Source organism: Streptomyces sp. NPDC005402, from assembly GCF_040606575.1.
Taxonomy (GTDB): domain Bacteria; phylum Actinomycetota; class Actinomycetes; order Streptomycetales; family Streptomycetaceae; genus Streptomyces.
Map to the genome: position 1 here is coordinate 406,574 of NZ_JBEXFB010000004.1, position 25,833 is coordinate 432,406.

Genomic DNA, 25,833 nt, shown 5'->3' on the forward strand with positions numbered 1-25,833 from the left:
TGCGCTGGAACCTTCGCTGAAATCGTCACGGATGCCGTCGCGGAAACCCGGGTGAACTCGTCAAGTCCGTCTTTGTAGGCTGCAGTTATGGCTCGCAACGTGGTGATCAGCGGTGGCGGTACGGGAATCGGGCTCGCGGCGGCGCAGGTGTTCGCCGCGGAAGGGGACCGGGTGCTGCTGCTCGGGCGGCGCGCCGAGGTGCTGGAGAAGGCCGGGGTGCCCGGAGCGCTGACGTACGCCGCCGATCTCGGTGACGTCGATCAGGTACGCGGGGTCGTCGGGTTCGTGGAGCGTGAACTCGGGACGGTGGACGTGCTGGTCCACAGCGCCGGGGGCACCGGGCAGCTCGAACCGCCCGCCGAGAGTTCCGATCCGCTGGATGCCGTGGCGCACAACTGGACCGTGAACTTCCGGCTCAATCTGCTGACCGCGGCCCTGCTCACCGAGGGGCTGAAGGACCGGCTGGCCTCCCCCGGCGGGCGGGTGCTGTTCGTCAGCTCCATCGCCGCGTACCGGGGGTCCGGGAGCGGGGCGTACGGGGCGGCGAAGGCTGGGCTGCATCCGTACGCCCATGATCTGGCCCGGGAGTTGGGGCCGCGGGGGATCACCGCGAACGTCGTCGCGCCGGGCTACATCGAGGACACGGAGTTCTTCGGTCCGGCCATTGATCCTGCTCGGCGGGAGCGGCTTGTCGGTGACACGTTGAATGGGCGGGCGGGGACGCCCGGGGATGTCGCCGCCACGCTTCATTGGCTGGCGTCGGCGGGAGCCGGGCATGTGACGTCGCAGGTTGTGCAGGTCAATGGTGGGGCCGAGAGGGGGCGTTGACAGTGGACGGGTGCGGGTCCGTCGTGGTTGCTCGCGCCCGCGCGGTGGTAGCCGCAGATTCACCACAGCCCCGCGCCCCTGGGTGGGGGCAGTCACCGGCGCCACGACGGACCGCTCAGCCTCGGCTTGTTCGACGGACCGTCTAGCCTCGGCCCGTTCGCGGGGGCTCGTGGGGGCCGCCGACCGTCACGCCGTCGGAGTGGTGGCCGTTGCGTCGGTCGCCGTCCCGCCGGAACCCCGGCGCCAGTGTCGCGTCCGCCGTGTTGACCCGGGGCAGGGCGTACGGGTGGTTGTCGGTGAGCCAGCGGATCATCTGCTCGCGGACCGTGACCCGTACCGTCCAGATGTCGTCGGCGTCCTTGGCGGTCACCAGGGCACGCACCTGCATGGTGTTCGGGGTGGTGTCGGTGACGACGAGGCCGTAGTCGCGGCCGTCCCAGGCGGGGCACTCGCGCAGGATGTCCCGCAGCTGTCGGCGCATCAGCTCCACCGGGGCCGTGTGATCGACGTGCCAGTAGACGATGCCGGTCATCTGCGGGGTGCCGCGCGACCAGTTCTCGAACGGATTCGAGGTGAAGTACGACACCGGCATGGTGATCCGGCGCTCGTCCCAGGTCCGTACCGTCAGGAACGTCAGCGTGATCTCCTCCACGGTGCCCCACTCGCCGTCCACCACCACGGTGTCGCCTATGCGCACCATGTCGCCGAAGGCGATCTGCAGCCCGGCGAACATGTTGCTGAGCGTCGACTGGGCGGCCACACCGGCGACGATGCCGAGGATTCCGGCCGAGGCCAGCAGCGAGGCACCGGCCGCGCGCATGGCCGGGAACGTCAGCAGCATCGCGGCGGCCGCCATCACGCCGACGACCGCGGTGACCACACGCGTGATCAGCGTCACCTGGGTGCGCACCCGGCGGACCCGGGCGGCGTCGTGGTGGGCGCGGGCATAGCGGGTGTACGTCGTCTCCACGACGGCGGCGGCGATCCGGATCACCAGCCAGGCGGTCGCCCCGATGAGGACCAGCGTCAGCGTCTGCCCGATGCCGGCGCTGTGCCCCTCCAGCACCCTCGCCTCGTCGTACGCCCCTCTCAGCATCGCCGCGCAGAGCACGAGCATGTAGGGGATACGGCCACGGCGCAGCAGACCCCACAGCGGGGTCTCGCTGTGACGGTCGTCGGCCTTGCGCAGCAGACGGTCGGTGGCCCACCCGATCAGCAGGGTGAGCAGCACTGAGCCGCCGACCACGATCAGTGGGCGGAGTACGTTCTCCATGACCCCGAACCTAACCGGCCCGGGGGAGTGATGAACATGTGACTTCTGCCCCGAAGTGGGTACGGGCCCCGCCGTACCCGTGGAACGGCGCTGTCGGTGCAGGCTGGCACCATGGCCTCATGAACATCATGCTCTTTCACTCGACCTACGGCCTCAGGCCAGCCGTCCGTCAGGCCGCCGACCGGCTGCGGGAGGCCGGGCACGAGGTGTGGACCCCGGACCTCTTCGAGGGGCGCACGTTCGGGACGGTCGAGGAGGGCATGGCCTTCAACGAGGGCATCGGCAAGGACGAACTGCTCAAGCGGGCCGTCCTGGCCGCCGCGCCCTACTCCGAGCGCGGTCTCGTCTACGCCGGATTCTCGCTCGGCGCCTCGATCGCGCAGACCCTCGGCCTCGGCGACGAGAAGGCCCGCGGACTGCTGCTCCTGCACGGCACTTCGGACATCGCGCCGAACGCGACCGCGGACGACCTGCCGGTCCAGCTGCACGTGGCCGAGCCCGACCCCTTCGAGACCGACGACTGGCTGAGCGCCTGGTATCTCCAGATGGGCCGCACCGGCGCCGACGTCGAGATCTACCGGTACGCCGGGGCCGGTCACCTCTACACCGACCCCGACCTGCCGGACTACGACGAGGAGGCCGCCGAGGCCACCTGGCGGGTGGCTCTCGGCTTCCTGGAGACGCTCTAGCTCGGCTTCTTCGAGACGGTCTAGACGGGGGTGTACGTCCGCTCGACCTTCTGCGTGCCGGTCCGCGTGCGGTACGAACGCGCCCAGGACGAGGTCGCGTTCGCCTTCGTCTTGTCGGACAGCACGTAGTAGTCCATCTGTGCCCGGTCGGCGGTGATGTCCAGGACGCCGTAGCCGTGGCGGTCGGTGTCCACCCAGTGGACGTGCCGGTTGGCGAGCTGGATGACCGGCGCCGCGAGCGCGGTGACCGTGCCCTCGGGGACCTTCAGGAGGTCGTCCAGGTTGTCGGAGGTCACCGAGGTGACGACGAACTCCGTGGCGGCCGAGGCCGACAGCGGGTAGGTGCCGGCGTCCACCGGCACGTCGTTGGCCCACGCCATGTGGATGTCACCGGTCAGGAAGACGGTGTTGCGGATGGCGTTGGAGCGCAGGTGGGCGAGGAGTTCGCGGCGGTCGTCCGTGTAGCCGTCCCACTGGTCGGGGTTGAGGGCGAGGCCCTCCTTCGGCAGGCCCAGCAGCTCGGCGAGCGGCTTCAGCAGGTCGGCGGAGAGCGAGCCGATCGCGAACGGCGAGATCATCACGGAGTTGCCGACCAGCCGCCAGGTCGTGTCGGAGGACTTCAGTCCCGCCTTGAGCCAGTCCAGCTGGGCCCGGCCGGTGATCGTGCGGTCCGGGTCGTCGACCGAGCCGTTGCCCACGGCGACCTGCTGCGAGCGGAAGGACCGCAGGTCGAGCAGCGAGAGGTCGGCGAGCTTGCCGAAGCGCAGCCGCCGGTACGTGGTGCCCGCGAGCGCCGGGCGCACCGGCATCCACTCGAAGTAGGCCTGCTTGGCGGCGGCCTGACGGGCCGACCAGGCACCCTCCGCGCTCTCGGTGTGGTTCTCGGCACCGCCCGACCAGGCGTCGTTGGCGAACTCGTGGTCGTCCCAGATCGCGACGACCGGGGCGACCGCGTGCAGGGCCTTGAGATCCGGGTCCGTCTTGTACTTGCCGTGCCGGATCCGGTAGTCGGCGAGGGTGAGTATCTCGTGGGTCGGCGCGTGCTGCCGTACGACGGTGTCGCGCGTGCCGTACTCGCCGGTGCCGTACTCGTAGATGTAGTCGCCCAGGTGCAGCCAGGCGTCCAGGTCGCCGCGGGCCGCGAGGTGGCGGTAGGAGGAGAAGTAGCCGGCCTCCCAGTTGGCGCAGGAGACCACGCCGAAGCGGAGGTTCGCCACGGCCGCGTCCGCCGCCGGCGCGGTGCGGGTACGCGCCGCCGGGGAGTCGGTGCCGCCCGCCGAGAAGCGGAACCAGTAGTCGGTCGCGGGGGCGAGGCCGCGCACGTCCGCCTTGACCGTGTGGTCGGAGGCGGCGGTCGCGGTGACGGAACCCTTGGCGACGACGGTCGTGAAGGCCTTGTCCTTGGCGACGACCCAGCCGACCTCGGTGTCCGGGCCGAGCCCGGAACCGGGTACGGCCTCGGGCGTCGGGGTCACCCGGGTCCACAGCAGGATGCCGTCCGGGAGCGGGTCGCCGGAGGCCACGCCGTGCAGGAAGGCGGGGGCCTCGACCGCGCCGGCCGGCCAGGCGGCGGCGAGCGGGGCGCCCAGGACAGCGGTGGCCGCCGCGGCCTTGACGACCGTACGGCGGCGCGGGGACAGGGAGTTGCTGCTCCCGGCTGTGCTCTGTCTAGTAGTCACGGCCGATCAGGTTACTGATCGGTATGAACGAGAGCGGGCGAACTCGTGAAAGTTCGCCCGCTCTTTGCCCGAAGAGTGCGGGATCAGCCCTTCAGGGCCGCCTCGAGCGCCGTGTTGAAGTCGGCGACCGTCATCGGCGCGCTCTTGCCGTCGGGACCGGTCAGGTTCTTGCCGTCCACCCTCAGGGTCGGGGTGCCGGTCGCCCCGTCCTTGTTGAACTTCTCGGACATGTCCAGGGCCCACTTGTCGTAGGTGCCGTTCTTCACGGCGTTCTGGAAGGTCTTGTTGTCCTTCAGCTCCGGGACGGTCTGCGCGATCTTGATGAGGTAGGAGTCGTCCTTGAACTTGTCGGGGCCGTCCTCGGCAGGGTGCCACTTGGTGGAGTACATCGCGGTCTTGTACTTCAGAAACGCCTCGGGGCTGACGTTCAGGGCCGCGCCGAGGGCGCTGAGGCCGTTCTTGGAGCCCTCGCCGCCGAGGTTGCCGTCGAGGAAGGTGGCACCGACGAACTGGATCTTGAACTTGCCGTCCTCGACGTCCTTGTCGACGGTCGAGCCGACGGTCTGCTCGAACTGGGCGCAGACGGGGCAGCGCGGGTCCTCGTACATGACCAGGGTCTTCTTGGCGGTGCTCTTGCCGATGACGACCGTCGTGCCGTTGGCGCCCGTGCTGTTGGCCGGCTTGACGAGCTTCTTGTCCTTGGCCTCTTCCCAGTAGCTGGGCTTGTTGTTCTGGACGACCGCGTAGCCGATGCCGCCGGCTATCGCCAGGACGCCGACGACGGAGCAGGCGACGATGACCTGCCGCTTGACCTTGTCACGCTTGGCCTGGCGCTCGCGCTCCTGCCGCAGCCGCTCTCGGGCGGCGCTCTTCGAGGCCTGGCTGTTCCGCTTGCTCATGGTGGTGTTCTCCATCAAGGGGACGCGCACACGTCGTGTGCGGGGATACGTGGGTCGGGACTGGTGGTGCTCAGATGCCGTGCGAGCGGGTGAGGCTCAGGCGACAGCGGGCGAGCACGGCGGTCCACGCCGTCCCAGGGAGTGCACGAGGATCTCGTCGAGCGCGACGGCCGTACGGCGGCCGGGGCGCACCGGACGGGCCGGTTCCGGCGCCGACCGCACGGTCAGCGCGGCGGCCGCGAGCAGCAGCGGCCGGAAGGTCGTGGTGGCCACGGCCCCCAGCAGCTGGGCCAGGGCCCGCTCGCCTCGGCGCAGCCAGGCGGCCGCGATCAGGCCTACGCAGACATGGGCGCCCAGCAGCAGCCAGGCGGTCCGCGGGTCGGCGTGGGCGAGCAGCCCGCCGAGCCGGCCGGGGTCGGTGCCGGTCATCCGGGCCAGCGGCGAGCCGACGCTGGTGCCGTCCCCGCAGAACACGTCCCAGCCGACCGAGCGCAGCGGGCCCGCGACCGGGCCGCCCGCGGCCCCGTAGCAGACGTGCTGGCCGGTGGTGAAGACGGTGTCGGCGGCGAGCTCCAGCGGGATCAGCACGGCGGCGATCCGCCCGAAGCCGCGCTCCCGGCCGGCCAGCGCGTAGCTGAGGGCGAACACGGCGACGGCGACCGCCGCCACCGTGTTGAGCGGCAGGGGAGCCCGGGACAGCAGCACGTGCGACGCGGTGCTGAGTGTCACGACGAGTGCCGTGAACAGCGCCGCGCGGAGCGCTCGTAGCTGGGTCCCGGATATGTCCATAGCGTGGAGAGTGTGTCACGCGGGCCTGTAAGGGACCCCTAAAGAGTCCCTGTGAGCGGCCCTATCGTTATCGACGGTGGGATGAGGCCTGTCACAGGCCCGGGATGCGGCCGTTGCGGAACAGGTCGACGAAGGTCTGGTGGTCGGCACGCGCGCGTGCGCCGTAGCTGTGCGCGAAGTCGACCAGGAGACCCGCGAAGCCGTCCTCGTCGGCCGCGATCGCCGCGTCGATGGCCCGCTCGGTGGAGAACGGCACCAGGGACTCGCCGGAGGTGTCGTCCGCCGCCGCGTGCATGGTGGCCGTGGCCCGGCCGAGGTCGGCGACGACCCCCGCGATCTCCTCCGGGTCGTCGATGTCGCCCCAGTCCAGGTCCACCGCGTACGGCGAGATCTCGGCGACCAGCTGGCCCGCGCCGCCCAGTTCGGTCCAGCCCAGCCACGGGTCGGCGTGCTGCTGGAGGGCGCGCTGGGAGATCACCGTGCGGTGGCCCTCGTGCTGGAAGTAGTCGCGGATCGCCGGGTCGGTGATGTGCCGGGAGACGGCCGGGGTCTGGGCCTGCTTGATGTAGATCACCACGTCGTTCTCCAGGGCGTCGGTGTGCCCCTCCAGCAGGATGTTGTACGACGGCAGCCCGGCCGAGCCGATGCCGATGCCGCGGCGGCCGACGACGTCCTTGACGCGGTAGGAGTCCGGACGGTCCAGGGAGGCCTCCGGGAGGGTCTCCAAATAGCCGTCGAAGGCGGCGAGCACCTTGTAGCGGGTGGCCGCGTCCAGCTCGATGGAACCGCCGCCCGGCGCGAAGCGGCGCTCGAAGTCACGGATCTCCGTCATCGACTCCAGGAGGCCGAAGCGGGTCAGCGAGCGGGCGTCGCGCAGCGCGTCCAGGAGCGGGCCCTGGGCGGTGTCCAGGGTGAAGGGGGGCACCTCGTCGCTCTTGGCGCCGGTGGCGAGGGCGTGGATCCGCTCGCGGTACGCGCCCGCGTACACCTCCACCAGCTCGGTGATCTGCTCGTCGCCGAGCGCCTTGGCGTACCCGATCAGCGCGACGGAGGCGGCGAAGCGCTTGAGGTCCCAGGTGAAGGGGCCGACGTAGGCCTCGTCGAAGTCGTTGACGTTGAAGATCAGCCGGCCGTTGGCGTCCAGGTACGTGCCGAAGTTCTCCGCGTGCAGGTCGCCGTGGATCCACACGCGCGAGGTGCGCTCGTCCAGGTACGGGCCGCCCCTCTTCTCGGCGTCGAGGTCGTGGTAGAAGAGGCACGCCGTACCCCGGTAGAAGGCGAACGCCGAGGCCGCCATCTTCCGGAACTTCACACGGAACGCTGCCGGATCGGCGGCCAGGAGCTCGCCGAAGGCGGTGTCGAAGACAGCGAGAATCTCCTCGCCGCGGTGCTCGTCGTTGAGCTGCGGAACCGACATCGCGGGGTGCCTCCTGGTACATCTGTACGACAGCGTTTCTGTCGTCTCTCCAACGGGCGGGCCCGGGTGAAAGTGCCCGCGACCCTCGTTGTGAAGGTACGCGGGGCGGCCCCCTGAGTGTCAGTGCCGAGGCATAGACTTCGGCGCTGACCCCCACACTGTCCGTCCGCCTGTCGTCGAGTGTTTTCCATGGAGGCCACGCCGTGTCAAAGCCGCCGTTCACGCACCTGCACGTCCACACCCAGTACTCCCTGCTGGACGGTGCCGCGCGGCTCAAGGACATGTTCGACGCGTGCAATGAGATGGGCATGACCCATATCGCCATGTCCGACCACGGCAACCTCCATGGGGCGTACGACTTCTTCCACTCGGCGAAGAAGGCCGGGGTCACCCCGATCATCGGGATCGAGGCGTATGTCGCGCCCGAGTCCCGGCGCAACAAGCGCAAGATCCAGTGGGGTCAGCCGCACCAGAAGCGGGACGACGTCTCCGGTTCGGGTGGTTACACCCACAAGACGATGTGGGCCGTGAACTCGACCGGCCTGCACAACCTCTTCCGGCTCTCCTCGGACGCCTACGCCGAGGGCTGGCTCCAGAAGTGGCCCCGGATGGACAAGGAGACGATCTCCCAGTGGTCCGAGGGGATCGTCGCCTCCACCGGCTGCCCCTCCGGTGAACTCCAGACCCGGCTGCGCCTCGGCCAGTACGACGAGGCACTGAAGGCGGCCGCCGACTACCAGGACATCTTCGGCAAGGACCGCTACTTCCTGGAGCTGATGGACCACGGCATCGAGATCGAGCACCGGGTCCGCGACGGCCTCCTGGAGATCGGCAAGAAGCTCGGCATCCCCCCGCTGGTCACCAACGACTCGCACTACACGTACGCGCACGAGGCGACCGCCCACGACGCCCTGCTGTGCATCCAGACCGGCAAGAACCTCTCCGACCCGGACCGCTTCAAGTTCGACGGCACCGGCTACTACCTGAAGTCCACGGAGGAGATGTACGCCATCGACTCCTCGGACGCCTGGCAGGAGGGCTGCGCCAACACCCTCCTGATCGCCGAGATGGTCGACACCACCGGCATGTTCGAGGCCAAGAACCTCATGCCGAAGTTCGACATCCCCGACGGCTACACCGAAATCACCTGGTTCAAGGAGGAGGTCCGCCGCGGCATGGAGCGCCGCTTCCCGGACGGCATCCCCGACGACCGTCAGCGCCAGGTCGAGTACGAGATGGACGTCATCATCCAGATGGGGTTCCCGGGCTACTTCCTCGTGGTCGCCGACTTCATCATGTGGGCCAAGAACAACGGCATCGCGGTCGGTCCCGGCCGAGGCTCCGCGGCCGGCTCGATCGTCGCGTACGCCATGGGCATCACCGACCTCGACCCGATCCCGCACGGCCTGATCTTCGAGCGGTTCCTCAACCCCGAGCGCGTCTCCATGCCCGATGTCGACATCGACTTCGACGAGCGCAGGCGCGTCGAGGTGATCCGGTACGTGACCGAGAAGTACGGCGCCGACAAGGTCGCCATGATCGGCACCTACGGCAAGATCAAGGCCAAGAACGCGATCAAGGACTCCGCGCGCGTGCTGGGCTACCCGTACGCGATGGGCGACCGCATCACCAAGGCCATGCCCGCCGACGTCCTCGGCAAGGGCATCGACCTCAACGGCATCACCGACCCCTCGCACCCCCGCTACTCGGAGGCGGGCGAGGTCCGCGGGATGTACGAGAACGAACCGGACGTGAAGAAGGTCATCGACACCGCCAAGGGCGTCGAGGGCCTGGTCCGGCAGATGGGCGTGCACGCCGCCGGCGTGATCATGTCCAGCGAGACCATCACCGAGCACGTGCCCGTCTGGGTCCGGCACACCGACGGCGTGACCATCACGCAGTGGGACTACCCGAGCTGCGAGTCGCTCGGCCTGCTGAAGATGGACTTCCTCGGCCTGCGCAACCTGACGATCATGGACGACGCCGTCAAGATGGTGAAGTCCAACAAGGGCATCGATCTGGAGCTGCTGAGCCTCCCGCTGGACGACCCGACGACCTTCGAACTCCTCCAGCGCGGTGAGACCCTCGGCGTCTTCCAGTTCGACGGCGGCCCCATGCGCTCGCTGCTGCGCCTGATGAAGCCCGACAACTTCGAGGACATCTCCGCCGTCTCCGCGCTGTACCGTCCCGGCCCGATGGGCATGGACTCGCACACCAACTACGCGCTGCGCAAGAACAAGCTCCAGGAGATCACCCCCATCCACCCGGAGCTCGAAGAGCCCCTCCGGGAGGTCCTGGACGTCACCTACGGCCTGATCGTCTACCAGGAGCAGGTGCAGAAGGCCGCCCAGATCATCGCCGGCTACTCGCTCGGCGAGGCCGACATCCTGCGCCGCGTGATGGGCAAGAAGAAGCCCGACGAGCTGGCGAAGAACTTCACCATCTTCCAGGCCGGTGCCCAGAAGAACGGCTACAGCGAAGAGGCGATCAAGGCCCTGTGGGACGTGCTGGTCCCCTTCGCCGGATACGCGTTCAACAAGGCGCACTCCGCCGCGTACGGACTGGTGTCGTACTGGACCGCCTATCTGAAGGCCAACTACCCGGCCGAGTACATGGCCGCCCTGCTGACCTCGGTCAAGGACGACAAGGACAAGTCGGCCGTCTATCTCAACGAGTGCCGGCGCATGGGCATCAAGGTGCTCCCGCCCAACGTCAACGAGTCGGTGCACAACTTCGCCGCGCAGGGCGACGACGTGATCCTCTTCGGCCTGGAGGCCGTGCGCAACGTCGGCACCAACGTGGTCGAGTCGATCATCAAGAGCCGCAAGGCCAAGGGGAAGTACGCCTCCTTCCCCGACTACCTCGACAAGGTCGAGGCGGTCGCCTGCAACAAGCGCACCACGGAGTCGCTGATCAAGGCGGGCGCCTTCGACACCCTCGGGCACACCCGCAAGGGCCTCACCGCGCAGTACGAACCGATGATCGACAACGTGGTCGCGGTCAAGCGCAAGGAGGCCGAGGGCCAGTTCGACCTCTTCGGCGGGATGGGCGAGGAGGACACCAGCGAGCCCGGCTTCGGGCTCGACGTGCAGTTCACCGAGGACGAGTGGGACAAGACCTATCTGCTCGCCCAGGAGCGGGAGATGCTCGGTCTCTACGTCTCCGACCACCCGCTCTTCGGCCTGGAGCACGTGCTGTCCGACAAGGCCGACGCGGGCATCGCCCAGCTCACCGGCGGTGAGCACGCGGACGGCGCGGTCGTCACCATCGGCGGCATCATCTCGGGCCTCCAGCGCAAGATGACCAAGCAGGGCAACGCCTGGGCCATCGCCACCGTCGAGGACCTCGCCGGTTCCATCGAGTGCATGTTCTTCCCGGCGACCTACCAGCTGGTGTCGACCCAACTCGTCGAGGACGCCGTGGTGTTCGTCAAGGGCCGCCTCGACAAGCGCGAGGACGTGCCCCGCCTGGTCGCGATGGAACTCCAGGTCCCCGACCTGTCCAACGCGGGCACCAACGCGCCCGTGATCCTCACCATCCCGGCGCTGAAGGTCACCCCGCCGATGGTCAGCAGGCTCGGTGAGATCCTCAGCCATCACAAGGGCGAGAGCGAGGTCCGCATCAGGCTCCAGGGGCCGAGCAGGACCACGGTCCTGCGGCTGGACCGGCACCGGGTGAAGCCGGACCCCGCGCTCTTCGGTGACCTGAAGGTGCTGCTCGGACCGTCCTGTCTGGCGGGCTGAGCGGCCCGGGCGGCGCGGACATGGAGAGGGGCGCACTCCTGACGGGGTGCGCCCTTCTGCGTGCCTGGGTCTCAACAACCCTTTATGCACATGTCAGTTGTGGCCGAAGCTTTTCTGTCGCCCCTTGCGGGCGACATCGCCGGGGGTCACCTGCGTGGCATGCTGCTCGGCCGGTGCGTCCATCGAGGAGTGCTGACGCTCCTGTCCGGCACGCTCGGTCTGCGGCTGCTTACGGTTCTGCTTCTTGTTCTTGGCCATGGGGATCTGCCTCCTGGGGAGTTCTAGGGGCCAGGGCCGGGATCAGATTCACATAGGCTGACAGGAGTCGCATTTCGGATAATTACCGTGTGTGACAGGGAATGTCGCCGACCGATGTCCCGAAACGCCACGCCGAAGATCGAGTTCGGGCCGTTAAGCCTCGCCTGGTCGGGCAGACTCGAAGGAAGCCCGAAGCAAACCTCCCGGAAAGAGGGTGGATCGCGTGGACCGCTGCATCGTCCTGGTGGACGCCGGGTATCTGCTGGGGGCCGCCGCCAGTCTCCTTGCCGGGGAGCCCTCCCGTTCCCGCATCACCGTCGACCACGCCGCCCTCGTCCAGGGCTTGCGCGAGCGGGCCGAGTCCGACACGGAACGGCCCCTGCTGCGCATCTACTGGTTCGACGGCGCCCCCGACCGGGTCCCGCAGCCCGAGCACCGCAGACTGCGGGTGATGCCCCGGGTCACCGTCCGGCTCGGCGCCCTGACCCGCAGCGACGGACGCTGGGCCCAGAAGGGCGTGGACGCCGCCATGCACGCCGAGCTGACCGAGCTGGCCCGCAACCGCGCCTGCTCCGACATCGTCCTCGTCACCGGCGACGGGGACCTGCTGCCGGGCATGATGGCCGCCAAGGAGCACGGGGTCGCCGTACACCTGTGGGCCGTGCAGGCCGCCGACGGGGACTACAACCAGTCGGAGGACCTGGTCGCCGAGGCGGACGAGCGGCGGGTCCTCGACCGGGCGTGGATCACCAAGGCCGTCCGCGCGAAGGAGCTAAGCGGGATCTGTGCGCCGCCGCCCGTGCCGCGGCCCGAGATCGCCGCGATCCTCTCGGCGCCGCTGCCCGAGTCCTCGCTCTCACGGGCCCCCGAGCGGACCTCCGAGGAGAGCGAGCACGCCCCGGCGGCCGCCTCCGAGAACGGCACGCAGGAACGGGTTCCGGCGCCGAAGGGGGTGCCGACGCCCAAGGATCTCGCCGCGCTGCGGGCGCACGGTGCCCAGCCCGCCCCGCATCCCGCGAGCGCGACCCTGCGCTGGTCCTCCGACAAGGGCTGGGTCGACCGGCCCGGCGGTGCCGGCGAGCCGCCCGAGGTCGCCTCCATGCCGACGCTCGCGCAGCTGACCACGGCGGAGCAGCGGTGGGCCGACCGGGAGGAGGACATCACCACGGTGGGTGGCGACCCGTTCGAGGTGGGGCAGGTCTTCGCGCGGCGGTGGATGGAGCGGCTGGGGGACCAGGCGCATCTGCAGCGGCTGTCCGGGATGTATCCGCGGGTACCGCACCGGATCGACGGGGAGCTGCTCAGGTACGCGGCCCGGTTCGGGTTGCTCGCCCATAAGGACGACCAGATCGACGAGCAGGACCGTTATGCGATCCGTGCCGGGTTCTGGCGGGAGATCGATGCGCGGACGGCGGCGGAGCACGTCCCCGCCGGGGAGTGAAGGGCACATAGCGCGCCCCAAGGACGAGCAAAGCTCCCCGACCCCGTAGTCTCGTCCTTTGTGAGTACGCGCGCTGCACCGGCACTTCGACACAGTGGGGATGTCGTGTGTGCGGTGCGCGGACTGACCAAGACCTATCCCGCGGTGCGCGGACGGCGCGGCACGCCGGCGACGCCCGAGGTGCGGGCCACCGACGACGTACGGCTGGACATCCGCCGGGGTGAGATCTTCGGGCTGCTCGGGCCGAACGGCGCCGGGAAGACCACGCTCGTACGGCAGCTCACCGGGCTGATGCGGCCCGACCGCGGCAGCGTCGAGATCCTCGGGCACGACATCGTGCGCCATCCGGACCGGGCCTCGCGGATTCTCGCCTACCTCGGCCAGGAGTCCACCGCACTCGACGAGCTCACCGTCTCCCTCGCCGCCGAGACCACCGGGCGGCTGCGCGGCCTGGAGGCCAGGAAGGCACGGGCCGAGCGGGACGCCGTACTCGACGAGCTGGGGCTCACGCCGATCGCCGGGCGGCCGCTGAAGAAGCTGTCCGGTGGGCAGCGCCGGCTCGCGTGCTTCGCGTCAGCGCTGGTGGGGGAGCGGCCGCTGCTCGTGCTCGACGAGCCGACCACCGCGATGGACCCCGTGGCGCGGCGCGCGGTGTGGTCCGCCGTGGACCGGCGGCGGGCCGAGCGCGGGACCACCGTCCTTCTCGTCACCCACAACGTCATCGAGGCGGAGACGGTCCTGGACCGGGTCGCCGTCCTCGACCAGGGTCGCGTGATCGCCTGCGACACACCTACCGGCCTCAAGGAACAGGTGGCCGGAGAGGTCCGCGTGGACCTGGTGTGGCGCGAGGCGGCCCCGCTGCACGTCCCCGAGGTCGCCGCGCTCCAGGACCGGGCCGTGGCCGCCGGGCGCCGCTGGACGCTGCGGCTGGCCCCCGAGGAGGCCCGCGCGGTCGTCGCCACCGTCACCGGCGGGGCCGCGTTCGCCGCGCTGGACGACTTCACGCTCGCCACGCCCAGCCTGGAGGACGTGTACCTCGCGCTGGGCGGGGCCGCGCAGCAGGGGCTGGTGAAGGCTTGAGCACGTTGAGCACGCGGACGGCCGTGTCCGTACGTCACAGGGCGACCGCCGGAGCGAAGAGGAGCAGAGCCACGTGAGCGTTGTACCCGCCGGGGTTCTGCCGGGCGGTGCCCTGGCCGCCGAGGAGACGGGCCGGGACGCGGCCGCCGAGCTCGGGCCGCGCGCGCGGCTGTGGCCGTCGCTGGCGGCCGTGTACCGGGCGCAGCTGTCCCGCGCACGGGTCGCGCGCATCCCGCTGCTGTTCGTGGCGACCTTCCAGTCGGTCGGGATCATGATCCTGATGCGGGGGGTCGTGGACGGCGGGGGCGAGGCGCGGTCCGTGGTCGCCGGGGCGTCCGTGCTGGTCGTGGCCTTCGTCGCGCTCAATCTGCTCGCCCAGTACTTCGGGCAGCTGCGGGCGAACGGCGGGCTCGACCACTACGCCACCCTGCCGGTGCCGCCCGCCGCCGTGGTGCTCGGCGCCGCGGGCGCGTACGCCTCCTTCACCGTGCCCGGGACCGTGGTGACCGCGATCTTCGGGTGCGTGCTGTTCGGGCTGCCGCTGGCGCATCTGTGGGTCCTGGTGGCGGTGATTCCGCTGGCGGGAGCCGCTCTGGCGGGCCTCGGCGCCGCGCTGGGACTGCTCGCGCCCCGGCCGGAACTGGCCACCCTGCTGGGACAGCTCGGGATGTCCGCCGCGCTGCTGCTCGGAGTGCTGCCCGCCGACCGGATGCCCGAGGCGGTCCGGTTCGCCCGGGATCTGCTGCCCTCGACCTACGGCGTCGAAGCGTTCGCCCGGACCTTCGGGCCGCATCCCGACTGGGCCTTCGTGCTCGGTGACCTCGCCGTGTGCGGGTGCGTGGGAGTGGTCTCGCTGGCCGTCGCCACCTGGGCCTATCGTCGGGCGGCCGTCCGGTGACGCGCCGCACAGGCGGGCCTGGCACGATGTCAGGGTGACCGCTCCGTTGACGCCTCCTCCGCCGCCGCACGAACCGTCCTCGCACGATGCGTGGCAGACCCCTGCCGGGTACGCGGCCCCTGCCGAAGCCCCGTACGGGCAGGGCGGGCCCGGGATGAAGACCGAACTGATCGAGGGCGCGGTGATCATGGTCGCCGTGGCGCTCGGCGGGGTGCTGCTCGGGGTGCTGTGGTGGTGGCTGGCGCCGCATGTGCCGCTCGTCGGGGATGTGGACTCGCAGGGGAACTGGGTCGTCTATCTCAAGGACACCGAGGGGGAGCAGGCGGTCGGGGTGGACGGGACGCTCACCCTGCTCGCGCTGGCCTTCGGGTTGGTGAGCGCGCTCGTCGTGTTCCTGTGGCGGCGGCGGGGCGGGGTGCCGCTGGTGGTGGGGCTGGCCGTCGGGGGAGTGCTGGGGTCCTTGCTCGCGTGGCGGGTGGGGATGTGGCTCGGGCCCACGTCCGACGTACTCGCCCACGCGAAGGCCGTGGGCAAGGGGGTCACGTTCTCCGCGCCGCTGAAGCTGGGGGCGAAGGGGGCGTTGCTGGCCTGGTCGTTGGCCGGGCTTGTCGTGCACCTGGGGCTCACCGCGTTGTTCGGGCCTCGGGATCCTGAGCCGGTCTACGGGCAGACGGTTCCGAAGGACGGGTACGGGGCGCCCGTGCAGTAGGTTTTGCGCCCCGCACCTGGGGGCTGACGTCACGCCGGGCGCCTGCCGTGGTTCGAGCGGCCCTTCTTCGTGCGCCACCTGCGCTTGCGTGTTCTCTTCGACATGCCCCTTCTGCTTAGTCCGGGAAGGGGCATTCGTCGAGAGGCTACGCGCGCGCGATGGGGGCCAGGACCGCGTCCGTGAGGTCGGCCAGGTCCTTCGGCGCGAGTTCCACCTCCAGGCCCCGGCGGCCCGCCGACACGCAGATCGTGTCGTGGGCGGAGGCGGAGGCGTCGAGGACCGTGGGGAGTCTCTTGCGCTGGCCCAGGGGGGAGATGCCGCCCCGGACATAGCCCGTGGTGCGTTCCGCCAGGGTCGGGTCGGCCATGGCCGCTCGTTTGCCGCCCGCTGCCGTCGCCAGGGCCTTCAGGTCCAGGGAACCCGCCACCGGGACCACCGCCACCGTGAGGGTGCCGTCCACGTCCGCCACCAACGTCTTGAAGACGCGGTCCGGGGAGACCCCCATCGCCTCGGCCGCCTCCTCGCCGTAGGAGGGGTGGGAGGGGTCGTGGTCGTAGGCGTGCACCGTGAAGGACACGCCCGCCGACGTGAGAGCCACCGTGGCGGGGGTGCCCCCCGGCTGCTGCTTCTTCGACTTCTTCGCCATCTGACGGGTTCCGGCCTCAGTTCAGACTCGTCGGGCCGAGCGTCAGGTCCGACGCCGGCAACGACGGAAGATTACGGATGATCGCCGTCTCCGCGCGCAGGAGTTTCAGTTCGTCGCGGAGGCGGGACGCGGTGTCGGGGGCCTGGAGCAGGCGCTGCTTGGTGGGGGTGTCCAGCACCATCGCGGCCGCCACCAGGTACGAGACCACCGACGGTTCGTCGGGGAGGTCCGCACCCGACGTCAGGGAGCGCTCCCTGGCTCCCGCCAGGCGCTTCTGGTACTGGCGGAAGGCCCGCAGGACGCCTTCTGCCAGGGGCCCGGACTCGTCGCCCGCCTCCTCCGGCAGTTCCTCCAGTTCGGCCGTCAGATACGGGCCCGAGGCGTCGACGGACAGGAGCCGGACCCGGGTCGTCCCCGTCGCCAGCACCTCGAACGTGCCGTCGGCCCGCTCCCGTACCGTCGCCGCGTCCGCCACGCAGCCGACCGTGTGGAACGCCTTGACCGGGTCGTCACCGAAGCCGGCCGCGGGGCCGCCGTCGGGCACGGCCGTGCGGTCCGGCAGGCCGTTGGCGCTGGGCGCCACCTCATGGCCGTCGCGGATCGCAACGACGGCGAACCGGCGCGGTTCCTCCTCGGGGGTCTTCAGCAGTTCGCGCATCATGGCGCGATAGCGCTCCTCGAAGACGTTGAGAGGAAGCACGAGCCCCGGGAACAGTACGGAGTTCAGGGGGAAGAGCGGGAGCCGCACGGTGGTCACGGCGCCAAAGCCTAATGGCCCCAGGAGCGGACACGTCCCCCGTGCCCACTCCGTGGATGGGCCGGAGCGTGCCGCCGGACCTCCTCACGGACCTCCAGGAAGCGGCCCAGCGGGTCCTGCGACTCCCGGCTCCACGGGAACGAGGTCGCGTACGGGCCGAGCATGCGCAGCTGCTCCAGGGCGTCCGGCCAGCGGCCGAGGCGTACCAGGACGTACACCAGCTTGTTGCGGATCTCGGCCGGCCAGGGGTCGGCGGCCGCGAACGTGGCGGACAGCGCGATCGCCCGGTCGGCCGCCGCGTCCAGCCGCTCGCGCGGCACCGCGTCCTCGCCGGCCTCGGTCAGACAGGCGAGGGCCGCCCGCGCGGGCAGCGCCTGGATGAGGGAGCCGGGCGGGGCGTCCTGCGCGGCCCGGTCGGCGAAGTCGAAGCACTCGCGGTACGAGCCGCGCCAGGAGGCCGCCAGATAGCGCAGGGCGGCGACATGGCAGCCGTAGTGCAGCGGGGCGCGCCTGAGGGCCGCCTCCCACAGCTCACCGAAGTAGGTGTGCCCGGCCTGCGAGCCGCGCGCGTGGTCCAGCGCGATCCGCCACGGCACCGGGTCGCGGTCCTCGGCGCGCGCCGCGGCCGTGATCAGCGGGCTCACCTCGCGCAGCAGCTCCGCCCGGGCCGGCGAGTCCCACACCCGGTCCACCGCGAGCTGGGCGGCGAGGAGCAGCTGGTCCGGGTCGTACGGGGCGTCGGCGCGCCAGGCGTCGAACCACTCGGGGCGCGAGCGGGCGAAGGCGGAGAGCCGCCGGACGTACCGTTCGCGCAGCTCCCAGGCGGAGTCCTCGCGGGTCGCGGAGAGCAGCTCGGCCGCGCGCCCGTAGGCGCCCTGTCCGGCGGCGACCAGCGCGGGCCCGAGCCGGTCGTCGGGCGCGTCGAGCAGCACCTCGTCGTCGGCGGGCAGTCCGCCGGTGAGGTACGGGGGCATCCGTGACGCGCGGATGAAGGGGGGCAGCAGAGCCATGGTGTCGACCATTGAAAGTCCGCAGGTCAACACTGCGCCAGTGCGAACGTGCAATTCATGGAAAGTTGTACGCCGCAGGGTCAAGGGACGTTAAAAAGGTGACCGTTCAACAACTTTCTGACCTGCGGTCTCACCAGTCCCTACCGACACCTTGCCGATTTCTTCACACCGCCCGTCAGTTCCGCCGCAGCAGCCTCGTGGCCCCGGCCGCCACTGTCGTCGCCAGGACCCAGCCGAGGAGGACCATCGCCGCCGCCAGCCACTGCCAGCCGCCCCGCAACTGCCAGAAACCGACCTGTCCCAGGTCGATCACCGGGAGCAGCAGATCGAGAGAGAAGAGGGCGGGATTCCAGACCGGATGGTCGCCGCCCTTGAGCGGCGGATGGCTCGCGTGTGCGAACGCCACGGAGCTCGCGGCCCACAGCACCGCCATCCACACGGCGGCCCGTCCGGGCCGGTACCCGTAGGCGACCGTCCAGTCCTGCACGTATCCCCACAGCTTGGCGGCCGGCGGCAGGCTCTCGCGGCGCCGGCGCTGCTTGGCGAGCAGCACCTCGCGCGCGTCCTCGTCCTCGCCGCCGGCCCGCAGCACGGCGGCGAGCCTCTCGTACGGCTCCGGGTTGTACTCGGCGGTCGCGGCCGCCACCCACTCCAGCCGCTCGGCCAGCGGGAAGGGGCCGTGCGGCACGAGGTTCTCGTAGACGAAGCCGCCCATGTGCAGACTTCCCGGGCCGGGCCAGGCGGTCGCCCGGTCCACGAGGTTGCCGACCCGCGCCCCCGAGAGGACCACTTTGCCGCGCTGCGGCTTCTCCCCGAGGAAACGCAACTCCGGCGCCTGGATGCGGCGCAGCGACAGCTCCTGGTCGTCGGTGAAGATGAACCGGGCCCGCTCCAGGTCGACCGCGTCCCCGAACCGCCCGTCGTCCAGCCGGATGCCGCCCTGACACTCGAAGCGCTGGATCCGCGTCCCGCGCGCGGGAGTCGCCCCGCTCAGCATGGACGCGCCGACGCCCGCCGGGGTCAGGTACAGCGTGCGTTCGACGGTCAGCTGGGGGGCGTTCAGCGCCAGCCGGGTGTACGGGTTGTTCAGCCGGGCGCCGCGCAGGCTCAGCGAGACGCCGATCGTCGCGCTGCGCAGGCTCAGCTCGCCGTGCGACTCGAGCAGCTCGGCCTGGAGGTCCTGGCCCACGGTCATGCCGTCGGCGGCGATCGAACGGCCGCTGCGGTCGCGGTAGACGATCGCCTGGTTCATCAGCAGGTCCGTGCCGATGTGCGCGTCGGTCAGCCGTACGCCGTTGTGGAAGCGGCAGCGCGGCAGATGCAGATCGCCCTCCGTGTGCACCCGGGCGGCCTCCAGGCGCGGCACCGAGCAGTCCACGAACCGCGCGGTGGTGAAGCGGGCCTCAGGCAGCAGGATCTCCCGCTCGAAGCGGCAGCCCTTCATCTCCAGGTACGGCACCACCGTGCCGCCCGAGAGGTCCAGGGTGCCGCTGATCTGTACGCCGGTGAGCTTCAGGGACGACACCCGGCCCGCGAGCGCGGGCGGACCGTCCAGGAGCAGCCAGCACACGATCCGGGCGCGTACCGTCCGCTCGGGGCCCCAGGGATGCCCGCCGTGCGGATCGTCGACGACGGTGTCGCCGCTGCTCAGGTCGTACACGGTGCCGTTGCGGAAGGCCTGCCACATGCCGGCCTCGGCGGCGGTCAGATCGTCCGGCAGGTCTCCGTCGCGGATGTTCCGGATGCCGGCCCCCTCGGTCACGTCTCTTCCATCCCCCTCGTCTACTCGCGGGTTTCGTACACCCGTTCATGCCCGCTGAGTGACGTACGGAACACTAGACGTGCTGTGCCTTGTGGGGGGACGCCCCCCACGCCCCCCTGATCTTCCGGGTTCCGCCGGAGTGGCGTATCAGCCACTGGAATGCGCGGACAGGCCCTGACGGCGGTCTGAGAGAATTGACCACGTGATCTCCCGAATCGATCTGCGCGGCGACGCCCTCCCCGAGGGCCCCGCCCTGCGCGACCTGCTGCCCCGAGCCGACTTCGACGTCTCGGCCGCCCTGGAGAAGGTGCGTCCGATCTGCGAGGCCGTGCATCATCGGGGTGACGCGGCGCTGATCGACTTCGCCGAGAAGTTCGACGGTGTGCGCCTCGAGCGGGTGCGGGTGCCCGCAGAGGCGCTCTCGCGCGCGCTGGAGGAGCTCGACCCGCGCGTGCGGGCGGCCCTGGAGGAGTCCATCCGCCGCGCCCGTCTCGTCCACCGCGAACAGCGCCGTACGAACCACACGACCCAGGTCGTGCCCGGCGGCAGCGTGACCGAGAAGTGGGTGCCGGTCGACCGGGTCGGGCTGTACGCGCCCGGCGGGCGATCGGTCTACCCGTCCTCCGTGATCATGAACGTGGTGCCCGCTCAGGAGGCGGGAGTGCAGTCCATCGCGCTCGCCTCGCCCGCCCAGGCCGAGTTCGGCGGCCTCCCGCACCCGACGATCCTCGCCGCGTGCGCGCTGCTCGGCATCGACGAGGTCTACGCCGCCGGTGGCGCGACCGCCGTCGCCATGTTCGCGTACGGCACCGAGTCCTGCCCGCCCGCCAACATGGTCACCGGGCCCGGCAACATCTGGGTCGCCGCCGCCAAGCGCTACTTCACCGGCAGGATCGGCATCGACGCCGAGGCCGGTCCGACCGAGATCGCGGTCCTGGCGGACTCCTCCGCCGACCCGGTGCACGTGGCGTCGGACCTGATCAGCCAGGCCGAGCACGACCCGCTGGCTGCGGCCGTCCTGGTCACCGACTCCGTCGCACTCGCGGACGCCGTCGAGAAGGAGCTGGAGCCGCAGGTCGCGGCCACCCGGCACATCGAGGACCGGATCGTGCCCGCCCTGAAGGGCAGGCAGTCCGCGATCGTCCTCGTCGACGGCATCGACGAGGGCCTCAGGGTCGTCGACGCGTACGGCGCCGAGCACCTGGAGATCCAGACGGCCGACGCCGCCGCGGTGGCCGACCGGGTGCGCAACGCCGGTGCGATCTTCGTCGGCCCCTGGGCTCCCGTGTCCCTCGGCGACTACGCCGCCGGGTCCAACCACGTGCTCCCGACCGGCGGCTGCGCCTGCCACTCCGCGGGCCTGTCCGTCCAGTCCTTCCTGCGCGGCATCCACATCGTCGACTACACCAAGGACGCACTCGCCGACGTGGCGCACCACGTGGTCACGCTGGCGGAGGCGGAGGACCTGCCGGCCCACGGGGCGGCGATCAAGGCCCGGTTCGGTTGGAAGGTGCCTGAGAGCAAGTGAACTTCGGAATCGACGATCTCCCCGTACGGGACGAGCTGCGCGGCAAGTCCCCCTACGGCGCGCCCCAGTTGGACGTCCCCGTACGGCTGAACACCAACGAGAACCCCTACCCGCTGCCCGAGCCGCTGGTCGAGCGCATCGCCGAGCGCGTCCGCGAGGCCGCCCGCGACCTCAACCGCTACCCGGACCGGGACGCGGTCGAGCTGCGCACCCGGCTCGCCGCGTACCTGACGGACACGTCCGGGTACGAGGTCGGCCTCGCCAACGTCTGGGCGGCGAACGGCTCCAACGAGGTCATCCAGCAGCTGCTCCAGACCTTCGGCGGACCGGGCCGCACGGCGATCGGCTTCGAGCCGTCGTACTCGATGCACGCGCTCATCGCGCGCGGCACCGGCACGGGCTGGATCTCGGGCCCCCGGAACGAGGACTTCACCATCGACGTGGAGGTGGCCGCGCAGGCGATCGCCTCCCACAAGCCGGACGTCGTCTTCATCACCACCCCCAACAACCCCACCGGCAACGCGGTCCCGCCCGGGACGGTCCTCGCCCTGTACGAGGCCGCGCAGGCCGCGAAGCCCTCCATCGTCGTGGTGGACGAGGCGTACATCGAGTTCAGCCACGGCGACTCGCTGCTGCCGCTCATCGAGGGGCGGCCGAATCTCGTCGTCTCCCGGACCATGTCGAAGGCGTTCGGGGCGGCGGGCCTGCGCCTCGGCTACCTCGCCGCGCACCCGGCGGTCGTGGACGCCGTCCAGCTCGTACGGCTGCCCTACCACCTGTCGGCAGTCACGCAGGCGACCGCGCTGGCCGCCCTGGAGCACACCGACACGCTGCTCAAGTACGTCGAGCAGCTGAAGGCCGAGCGGGACCGGCTGGTGCGCGAGCTGCGCGCGATCGGCTTCGAGGTCGTGGAGTCGGACGCGAACTTCGTGCAGTTCGGGCGGTTCGACGGCCCAGGGGGCTCGCACGCGGCCTGGCAGCAGATCCTCGACCGGGGCGTCCTGGTCCGGGACAACGGCATCCCGGGCTGGCTGCGGGTCAGCGCCGGAACCCCGCAGGAGAACGACGCGTTCCTCGACGCGGTACGGGAACTGAAGAAGGAGCAGAGCACATGAGCCGCGTAGGACGCGTGGAACGGGTCACCAAGGAGACCTCGGTGCTCGTCGAGATCGATCTCGACGGCAGCGGCAAGGTCGAGGTGTCGACAGGCGTCGGCTTCTACGACCACATGCTCGACCAGCTCGGCCGGCACGGTCTGTTCGACCTCACCGTGAAGACCGAGGGCGACCTGCACATCGACTCCCACCACACCATCGAGGACACCGCCCTCGCACTCGGCGCCGCCTTCAAGCAGGCGCTCGGCGACAAGGTGGGCATCTACCGCTTCGGCAACTGCACGGTCCCGCTGGACGAGTCCCTGGCTCAGGTCACGGTGGATCTCAGTGGCCGTCCGTACCTCGTGCACACCGAGCCCGAGAACATGGCGCCGATGATCGGCGAGTACGACACCACGATGACCCGGCACATCCTGGAGTCCTTCGTGGCCCAGGCGCAGATCGCCCTGCACGTGCACGTGCCGTACGGGCGCAACGCCCACCACATCGTGGAGTGCCAGTTCAAGGCACTGGCCCGGGCCCTGCGCTACGCCTCCGAGCGCGACCCGCGCGCGGCGGGCATCCTCCCCTCCACGAAGGGCGCGCTGTGACCGGCCTGTCGACCCTCCTGATCGTCGTCGGCCTCTTCCTGGCCGGCGGGATCTACTCCTTCGTCAAGCAGCAGATGCCCAAGGGCCTGATCGTGCTGCTCTCCATCGCCGCCGGGATGTGTCTCGTCGCCGGTGTCATGAGGCTGGAGGTGTGGAATTGAGCGGCTCCAAGCGAGTAGTCGTCTTCGACTACGGCTTCGGCAACGTGAGGTCCGCCGAGCGCGCCCTCGCGCGCGCGGGCGCCGAGGTCGAGATAACGCGCGACTACGACAAGGCCATGAACGCCGACGGCCTGCTGGTGCCGGGCGTCGGCGCCTTCGCCGCCTGCATGAAGGGCCTCCGCGAGGCTCGCGGCGACTGGATCATCGACCGCCGGCTGTCCGGCGGGCGCCCCGTCATGGGCATCTGCGTCGGCATGCAGATCCTCTTCGCGCGCGGCATCGAGCACGGCGTGCAGAGCGAGGGCCTCGACGAGTGGCCCGGTGCGGTCGAGCCGCTGAAGGCCGACATCGTGCCCCACATGGGCTGGAACACCGTCGACGCGCCGGCCGGCTCCCGGCTGTTCGCCGGCCTGGACGGCGACGCCCGCTTCTACTTCGTGCACTCCTACGCCGTCCACGACTGGTCCCTGGAGACGCACAACAAGGCGATGACCGCGCCCAAGGTCACCTGGTCGACCCACGGCGAGCCCTTCGTGGCCGCCGTGGAGAACGGTGCCCTGTGGGCCACCCAGTTCCACCCCGAGAAGTCCGGCGACGCCGGTGCGCAGCTGCTGAACAACTGGATCGGAACCCTCTGATGCCCCCGAAGCTCTCACGGCTCGAACTCCTGCCCGCCGTCGATGTCCGCGACGGCCAGGCGGTCCGGCTCGTGCACGGCGAGTCCGGCACGGAGACCTCCTACGGCTCCCCTCTGGAGGCCGCGCTGTCCTGGCAGCGGGCGGGCGCCGAATGGCTGCACCTCGTCGACCTCGACGCCGCGTTCGGCACCGGCGACAACCGGGACCTGGTCCGCCAGGTCACCGAGGCGATGGACATCAAGGTGGAGCTGTCCGGCGGCATCCGCGACGACGCCTCGCTGGCCGCGGCGCTCGCCACCGGCTGCACCCGGGTGAATCTCGGCACCGCAGCCCTGGAGAGCCCGGAATGGGTCGCCAAGGTCATCGCCGAGCACGGCGACAAGATCGCGGTGGGCCTGGACGTGCGCGGTACGACCCTGAAGGGCCGCGGCTGGACCAGCGAGGGCGGCGACCTGTACGAGGCGCTGGAGCGGCTCGACAAGGAGGGCTGCGCGCGGTACGTCGTCACCGACATCGCCAAGGACGGCACGCTCCAGGGCCCGAACCTGGAGCTGCTGCGCAACGTCTGCGCGGCGACCGACCGCCCGGTGGTGGCCTCCGGCGGCGTGTCCTCGCTGGACGACCTGCGGGCCATCGCCGAGCTGGTGCCCCTCGGTGTCGAGGGCTCCATCGTCGGGAAGGCCCTGTACGCGAAGGCGTTCACCCTGGAAGAGGCCTTGGAGGCGGTGGCTCAGTGAGCGATCTGCGACGCGTCACGACCGGTGCGCCCTGGGAGGACACCTTCGGGTACTCCCGGGCGGTGGAGCTGCCGAACGGCCTGGTGCTGGTCTCGGGCTGCACGTCGATCGTGGACGGCGAAATCGCCGGAGGCGGCCCGTACGAACAGACGGTCAACTCCTTCAACGTCGCGTTCGCGGCGCTGAAGGAGCTGGGGCTCGGCCGGGACGACGTGGTGCGCACGCGCCTGTACCTCACCCACGCCCGGGACGTCGAGGAGGTCGGACGCGCTCACAAGGAGCTGTTCGACGCCGTCCGGCCCGCCGCATCCCTGATCATCGTCTCCGGCTTCGTGGACCCCAGCCTGGTCGTCGAGGTCGAGGTGGAGGCGTTCCGAGGAGTGTCCCCAGCATGACCCTCGCCGTACGAGTCATCCCCTGCCTGGACGTGGACAACGGCCGGGTCGTCAAGGGCGTCAACTTCCAGAACCTGCGCGACGCGGGCGACCCCGTCGAGATGGCCAAGGTGTACGACGCCGAGGGCGCCGACGAGCTGACGTTCCTGGACATCACCGCATCCTCCGGCAACCGCGAGACGACCTACGACGTGGTGCGCCGCACCGCCGAGCAGGTGTTCATCCCGCTGACGGTCGGCGGCGGTGTCCGCACGGCCGAGGACGTGGACAAGCTGCTGCGGGCCGGCGCGGACAAGGTGGGCGTGAACACCGCGGCCATCGCCCGCCCCGACCTGATCCGCGAGATCGCCGAGCGGTTCGGCCGGCAGGTGCTGGTGCTGTCGGTGGACGCGCGCCGCACTGCTGAAGGCTCCTTCGAGGTGACCACGCACGGCGGCCGCAAGGGCACCGGCATCGACGCCGTCGAGTGGGCGCACCGGGCCGCCGAACTGGGCGCCGGTGAGATCCTGCTCAACTCGATGGACGCGGACGGCACCAAGGACGGCTACGACCTGGAGATGATCGAGGCCGTCCGCAAGCACGTGACCGTCCCGCTGATCGCCTCCGGCGGCGCGGGGAAACTGGACCACTTCCCGCCGGCCATCGGGGCGGGCGCGGACGCGGTGCTGGCGGCCTCGGTGTTCCACTTCGGCGATCTGCGGATCGGCGAGGTGAAGGAGACGCTGCGGGGGGCGGGGCACCCCGTCCGCTGAACCACCAAGATGCGAAAGAGAAGTTGCGCAAAATTCATT

General features: G+C 70.5%; 25 protein-coding genes. 15 read left to right on the top strand and 10 right to left on the bottom strand.

Annotated features, from left to right (window positions below; translation table 11 throughout):
• Nucleotides 1-87 precede the first annotated feature (87 nt).
• On the top strand, nucleotides 88-828 hold the full coding sequence (locus ABZT02_RS10320; protein WP_356016160.1) for an SDR family oxidoreductase: 741 nt from the start codon (nucleotides 88-90) through the stop codon (nucleotides 826-828).
• 142 nt (nucleotides 829-970) lie between these two features.
• Here the strand turns inward: ABZT02_RS10320 and ABZT02_RS10325 are convergent, their stop codons facing one another.
• Nucleotides 971-2,101 carry a mechanosensitive ion channel domain-containing protein gene (locus ABZT02_RS10325; RefSeq protein WP_356016162.1) on the bottom strand — a complete coding sequence of 377 codons (1,131 nt, stop codon included), beginning with the start codon at nucleotides 2,099-2,101 and terminating at the stop codon, nucleotides 971-973.
• A gap of 119 nt (nucleotides 2,102-2,220) precedes the next feature.
• Here ABZT02_RS10325 and ABZT02_RS10330 point away from each other — a divergent pair, with 119 nt between their 5' ends.
• Complete coding sequence (locus ABZT02_RS10330) at nucleotides 2,221-2,790, top strand: dienelactone hydrolase family protein (protein WP_356016164.1); 570 nt, start codon at nucleotides 2,221-2,223, stop codon at nucleotides 2,788-2,790.
• Between the two features lie 20 nt (nucleotides 2,791-2,810).
• Here the strand turns inward: ABZT02_RS10330 and ABZT02_RS10335 are convergent, their stop codons facing one another.
• The 4 genes from ABZT02_RS10335 to ABZT02_RS10350 form a co-directional block, all read right to left on the bottom strand.
• On the bottom strand, nucleotides 2,811-4,469 hold the full coding sequence (locus ABZT02_RS10335; RefSeq protein ID WP_356016166.1) for an alkaline phosphatase D family protein: 1,659 nt from the start codon (nucleotides 4,467-4,469) through the stop codon (nucleotides 2,811-2,813).
• 83 nt (nucleotides 4,470-4,552) lie between these two features.
• Nucleotides 4,553-5,368, bottom strand: coding sequence for a thioredoxin domain-containing protein (locus ABZT02_RS10340; protein ID WP_356016168.1), 816 nt, complete (start codon nucleotides 5,366-5,368; stop codon nucleotides 4,553-4,555).
• Between the two features lie 96 nt (nucleotides 5,369-5,464).
• Nucleotides 5,465-6,157 carry a hypothetical protein gene (locus tag ABZT02_RS10345; protein ID WP_356016170.1) on the bottom strand — a complete coding sequence of 231 codons (693 nt, stop codon included), beginning with the start codon at nucleotides 6,155-6,157 and terminating at the stop codon, nucleotides 5,465-5,467.
• Nucleotides 6,158-6,248: 91 nt separating this feature from the next.
• Nucleotides 6,249-7,574, bottom strand: coding sequence for a DUF2252 domain-containing protein (locus ABZT02_RS10350; protein ID WP_352382846.1), 1,326 nt, complete (start codon nucleotides 7,572-7,574; stop codon nucleotides 6,249-6,251).
• Between the two features lie 203 nt (nucleotides 7,575-7,777).
• Between ABZT02_RS10350 and dnaE the strand changes: the two genes are divergently transcribed.
• Nucleotides 7,778-11,317, top strand: coding sequence for a DNA polymerase III subunit alpha (gene dnaE / locus ABZT02_RS10355; RefSeq protein ID WP_356016172.1), 3,540 nt, complete (start codon nucleotides 7,778-7,780; stop codon nucleotides 11,315-11,317).
• A 93-nt stretch (nucleotides 11,318-11,410) separates the two neighbouring features.
• Here the strand turns inward: dnaE and ABZT02_RS10360 are convergent, their stop codons facing one another.
• A complete protein-coding gene (locus ABZT02_RS10360; protein ID WP_356016174.1) occupies nucleotides 11,411-11,575 on the bottom strand; it encodes a hypothetical protein in 165 nt (54 codons plus the stop codon).
• 223 nt (nucleotides 11,576-11,798) lie between these two features.
• On the opposite strand from ABZT02_RS10360, the gene ABZT02_RS10365 reads away from it, so the two are divergent.
• From ABZT02_RS10365 to ABZT02_RS10380, 4 genes are all read left to right on the top strand, one after another.
• Entirely contained in the window at nucleotides 11,799-13,016 is a 1,218-nt protein-coding gene (locus tag ABZT02_RS10365) for an NYN domain-containing protein (protein WP_356016175.1), read from the top strand.
• Between the two features lie 105 nt (nucleotides 13,017-13,121).
• Nucleotides 13,122-14,096: an ABC transporter ATP-binding protein gene (locus ABZT02_RS10370; protein ID WP_356016177.1), complete on the top strand. Its 975-nt coding sequence runs from the start codon at nucleotides 13,122-13,124 to the stop codon at nucleotides 14,094-14,096.
• Between the two features lie 73 nt (nucleotides 14,097-14,169).
• On the top strand, nucleotides 14,170-14,994 hold the full coding sequence (locus tag ABZT02_RS10375) for an ABC transporter permease (RefSeq protein ID WP_356016178.1): 825 nt from the start codon (nucleotides 14,170-14,172) through the stop codon (nucleotides 14,992-14,994).
• A gap of 34 nt (nucleotides 14,995-15,028) precedes the next feature.
• Entirely contained in the window at nucleotides 15,029-15,703 is a 675-nt protein-coding gene (locus ABZT02_RS10380; RefSeq protein ID WP_356016180.1) for an AAA family ATPase, read from the top strand.
• Between the two features lie 145 nt (nucleotides 15,704-15,848).
• On the opposite strand, the gene ybaK is transcribed toward ABZT02_RS10380, so the two are convergent.
• The 4 genes from ybaK to ABZT02_RS10400 form a co-directional block, all read right to left on the bottom strand.
• Nucleotides 15,849-16,349 (bottom strand): Cys-tRNA(Pro) deacylase, encoded by a 501-nt coding sequence (ybaK, locus tag ABZT02_RS10385; RefSeq protein ID WP_356016182.1) that lies wholly within the window; start codon nucleotides 16,347-16,349, stop codon nucleotides 15,849-15,851.
• A 16-nt stretch (nucleotides 16,350-16,365) separates the two neighbouring features.
• The gene (locus ABZT02_RS10390) at nucleotides 16,366-17,106 is read right to left on the bottom strand and encodes an LON peptidase substrate-binding domain-containing protein (RefSeq protein ID WP_356016184.1); all 741 of its coding nucleotides are present in this window, start codon (nucleotides 17,104-17,106) and stop codon (nucleotides 16,366-16,368) included.
• 11 nt (nucleotides 17,107-17,117) lie between these two features.
• A complete protein-coding gene (locus ABZT02_RS10395) occupies nucleotides 17,118-18,128 on the bottom strand; it encodes a hypothetical protein (protein WP_356016185.1) in 1,011 nt (336 codons plus the stop codon).
• Nucleotides 18,129-18,291: 163 nt separating this feature from the next.
• Nucleotides 18,292-19,878 (bottom strand): oxidoreductase, encoded by a 1,587-nt coding sequence (locus ABZT02_RS10400; RefSeq protein WP_356016187.1) that lies wholly within the window; start codon nucleotides 19,876-19,878, stop codon nucleotides 18,292-18,294.
• A 202-nt stretch (nucleotides 19,879-20,080) separates the two neighbouring features.
• On the opposite strand from ABZT02_RS10400, the gene hisD reads away from it, so the two are divergent.
• The 8 genes from hisD to hisF are packed head-to-tail and all read left to right on the top strand — an operon-like array spanning nucleotide 20,081 to nucleotide 25,794.
• A complete protein-coding gene (gene hisD, locus ABZT02_RS10405; RefSeq protein WP_356016189.1) occupies nucleotides 20,081-21,406 on the top strand; it encodes a histidinol dehydrogenase in 1,326 nt (441 codons plus the stop codon).
• The gene (locus tag ABZT02_RS10410) at nucleotides 21,403-22,521 is read left to right on the top strand and encodes a histidinol-phosphate transaminase (protein ID WP_356016191.1); all 1,119 of its coding nucleotides are present in this window, start codon (nucleotides 21,403-21,405) and stop codon (nucleotides 22,519-22,521) included. The genes hisD and ABZT02_RS10410 overlap by 4 nt, the downstream gene beginning before the upstream one ends.
• Complete coding sequence (hisB, locus tag ABZT02_RS10415) at nucleotides 22,518-23,111, top strand: imidazoleglycerol-phosphate dehydratase HisB (protein WP_007381383.1); 594 nt, start codon at nucleotides 22,518-22,520, stop codon at nucleotides 23,109-23,111. The genes ABZT02_RS10410 and hisB overlap by 4 nt, the downstream gene beginning before the upstream one ends.
• A complete protein-coding gene (locus ABZT02_RS10420; RefSeq protein ID WP_007381382.1) occupies nucleotides 23,108-23,272 on the top strand; it encodes a hypothetical protein in 165 nt (54 codons plus the stop codon). The genes hisB and ABZT02_RS10420 overlap by 4 nt, the downstream gene beginning before the upstream one ends.
• Nucleotides 23,263-23,910 (top strand): imidazole glycerol phosphate synthase subunit HisH, encoded by a 648-nt coding sequence (gene hisH, locus ABZT02_RS10425; protein ID WP_356016193.1) that lies wholly within the window; start codon nucleotides 23,263-23,265, stop codon nucleotides 23,908-23,910. Before ABZT02_RS10420 ends, hisH begins: the two co-directional genes overlap by 10 nt.
• Nucleotides 23,910-24,647 carry a bifunctional 1-(5-phosphoribosyl)-5-((5-phosphoribosylamino)methylideneamino)imidazole-4-carboxamide isomerase/phosphoribosylanthranilate isomerase PriA gene (gene priA / locus ABZT02_RS10430; RefSeq protein WP_356016195.1) on the top strand — a complete coding sequence of 246 codons (738 nt, stop codon included), beginning with the start codon at nucleotides 23,910-23,912 and terminating at the stop codon, nucleotides 24,645-24,647. Before hisH ends, priA begins: the two co-directional genes overlap by 1 nt.
• Nucleotides 24,644-25,042 carry a RidA family protein gene (locus ABZT02_RS10435; RefSeq protein ID WP_356016197.1) on the top strand — a complete coding sequence of 133 codons (399 nt, stop codon included), beginning with the start codon at nucleotides 24,644-24,646 and terminating at the stop codon, nucleotides 25,040-25,042. The genes priA and ABZT02_RS10435 overlap by 4 nt, the downstream gene beginning before the upstream one ends.
• The gene (gene hisF, locus ABZT02_RS10440; RefSeq protein ID WP_356016199.1) at nucleotides 25,039-25,794 is read left to right on the top strand and encodes an imidazole glycerol phosphate synthase subunit HisF; all 756 of its coding nucleotides are present in this window, start codon (nucleotides 25,039-25,041) and stop codon (nucleotides 25,792-25,794) included. The genes ABZT02_RS10435 and hisF overlap by 4 nt, the downstream gene beginning before the upstream one ends.
• Nucleotides 25,795-25,833: the final 39 nt, after the last annotated feature.

Bases quoted from the DNA above. Each gene is read 5' to 3' on its own strand.
- ABZT02_RS10320 (WP_356016160.1), top strand. From the start codon at position 88: ATGGCTCGCAACGTGGTGATCAGCGGTGGCGGTACGGGAATCGGGCTC.
- ABZT02_RS10360 (WP_356016174.1), bottom strand. From the start codon at position 11,575: ATGGCCAAGAACAAGAAGCAGAACCGTAAGCAGCCGCAGACCGAGCGT.
- ABZT02_RS10330 (WP_356016164.1), top strand. From the start codon at position 2,221: ATGAACATCATGCTCTTTCACTCGACCTACGGCCTCAGGCCAGCCGTC.
- hisF (WP_356016199.1), top strand. From the start codon at position 25,039: ATGACCCTCGCCGTACGAGTCATCCCCTGCCTGGACGTGGACAACGGC.
- ABZT02_RS10340 (WP_356016168.1), bottom strand. From the start codon at position 5,368: ATGAGCAAGCGGAACAGCCAGGCCTCGAAGAGCGCCGCCCGAGAGCGG.
- ABZT02_RS10345 (WP_356016170.1), bottom strand. From the start codon at position 6,157: ATGGACATATCCGGGACCCAGCTACGAGCGCTCCGCGCGGCGCTGTTC.
- ybaK (WP_356016182.1), bottom strand. From the start codon at position 16,349: ATGGCGAAGAAGTCGAAGAAGCAGCAGCCGGGGGGCACCCCCGCCACG.
- ABZT02_RS10350 (WP_352382846.1), bottom strand. From the start codon at position 7,574: ATGTCGGTTCCGCAGCTCAACGACGAGCACCGCGGCGAGGAGATTCTC.
- priA (WP_356016195.1), top strand. From the start codon at position 23,910: ATGCCCCCGAAGCTCTCACGGCTCGAACTCCTGCCCGCCGTCGATGTC.
- ABZT02_RS10395 (WP_356016185.1), bottom strand. From the start codon at position 18,128: ATGGTCGACACCATGGCTCTGCTGCCCCCCTTCATCCGCGCGTCACGG.
- hisB (WP_007381383.1), top strand. From the start codon at position 22,518: ATGAGCCGCGTAGGACGCGTGGAACGGGTCACCAAGGAGACCTCGGTG.
- ABZT02_RS10325 (WP_356016162.1), bottom strand. From the start codon at position 2,101: ATGGAGAACGTACTCCGCCCACTGATCGTGGTCGGCGGCTCAGTGCTG.